The following is a 1,611-nucleotide window of genomic DNA, read 5'->3' on the forward strand; positions in this document are numbered from 1 at the left end:
CGGCAGAGTGGTTATGCGGCTGGCTTGAAACTAGCACACGGGGGTTCAATTCCTTCCTTTCTCGTTAATTTGATTGAATTTGAACGAATGCTGGCTCCTCAAATGTGTGGTAGGGGGGAGGGCAGCCGTGTAATCATTCTACATTTGTTGCGGTCAATTCAACTGACAGAACTTCTCGTTTGGCGGTAAAGGCTTCTCATAAGATAAATAAGAACATGATTACTGCTACTAAAGAAATTAGTGACCCAATAGAAGATACTGTATTTCAGAGTGCATAGGCGTCTGGGTAGTCAGAGTACCGTCGTGGTATTCCTGCTAAACCTAGGAAATGTTGTGGGAAGAATGTGAGATTTACTCCGATAAATATAACCCCGAAATGGATTTTTGTTCATACACTGTTTAGGGTGTAGCCTGTAAATAGTGGGAATCAGTGAACAAAGCCTGCTATAATAGCGAATACAGCTCCTATTGAAAGAACATAGTGAAAGTGTGCTACTACGTAGTATGTGTCATGTAGTACGATGTCTAATGATGAGTTGGCTAAAACGATTCCGGTTAACCCTCCTACTGTAAATAAGAAAATAAATCCTAGTGCTCATAGTATAGGGGTTTCTCATTTAATAGCTCCTCCGTGGAGAGTGGCTAATCAGCTAAATACTTTTACACCAGTTGGAATAGCAATAATCATTGTGGCGGATGTGAAGTATGCTCGGGTGTCTACATCCATTCCTACAGTGAATATGTGATGGGCTCATACAATAAAACCTAAGAGACCAATAGCCATCATAGCTCATACTATTCCTATATACCCGAATGGTTCTTTTTTCCCTGCGTAGTATGCTACAACATGGGAGATAATGCCGAATCCTGGTAAAATAAGAATGTAGACTTCTGGGTGGCCAAAGAATCAAAATAAGTGTTGATAAAGAATTGGATCTCCCCCTCCTGCTGGGTCAAAGAACGTTGTGTTAAGATTTCGGTCTGTAAGAAGTATTGTAATTCCGGCAGCTAACACTGGTAAAGATAAAAGAAGTAGTACAGCTGTAACTAAGACAGCTCATACAAATAATGGAGTTTGATACTGAGAGATAGTTGGTGGCTTCATGTTAATTGTAGTAGTAATAAAATTAATTGCTCCAAGAATAGATGAAACACCTGCTAAGTGTAGTGAAAAAATTGTTAGATCAACAGATGCTCCTGCATGGGCAAGGTTGCCTGCAAGAGGTGGATAAACTGTTCATCCTGTTCCAGCTCCTGCTTCAACTCCAGAAGAAGCTAATAGAAGAAGAAATGAGGGTGGAAGAAGTCAGAAGCTTATATTATTTATTCGGGGAAATGCCATATCGGGGGCCCCAATCATTAGTGGCACAAGTCAGTTTCCAAATCCCCCAATAAGAATGGGTATTACTATAAAGAAAATTATTACAAAAGCATGGGCAGTAACAATAACATTATAAATTTGATCATCACCAAGAAGTGCTCCTGGTTGGCTAAGTTCAGCTCGGATTAAGAGGCTTAATGCGGTCCCTACTATTCCGGCTCAAGCACCAAATACTAGATACAGGGTGCCAATGTCTTTATGATTAGTTGAGAAAAATCAACGTGTGATTG

At 40.3% G+C, this 1,611-nt stretch carries 1 protein-coding gene and 2 pseudogenes; 1 reads left to right on the plus strand and 2 read right to left on the minus strand.

Going from position 1 to position 1,611, the window contains the following annotated elements; translation table 11 throughout:
- On the plus strand, positions 1 to 189 hold a 189-nt coding region (locus IEY34_RS38265), incomplete at its 5' end, for a hypothetical protein (RefSeq protein ID WP_229758031.1).
- A 76-nt stretch (positions 190 to 265) separates the two neighbouring features.
- Here IEY34_RS38265 and IEY34_RS38270 read toward each other — a convergent pair.
- Positions 266 to 583, minus strand: a pseudogene (locus tag IEY34_RS38270) (cbb3-type cytochrome c oxidase subunit I).
- Positions 584 to 907: 324 nt separating this feature from the next.
- A pseudogene (locus IEY34_RS38275) lies at positions 908 to 1,534 on the minus strand (cbb3-type cytochrome c oxidase subunit I).
- Between the last annotated feature and the right edge of the window lie 77 nt (positions 1,535 to 1,611).

This window comes from Paenibacillus marchantiophytorum, assembly GCF_014640555.1.
GTDB lineage: Bacteria > Bacillota > Bacilli > Paenibacillales > NBRC-103111 > Paenibacillus_E > Paenibacillus_E marchantiophytorum.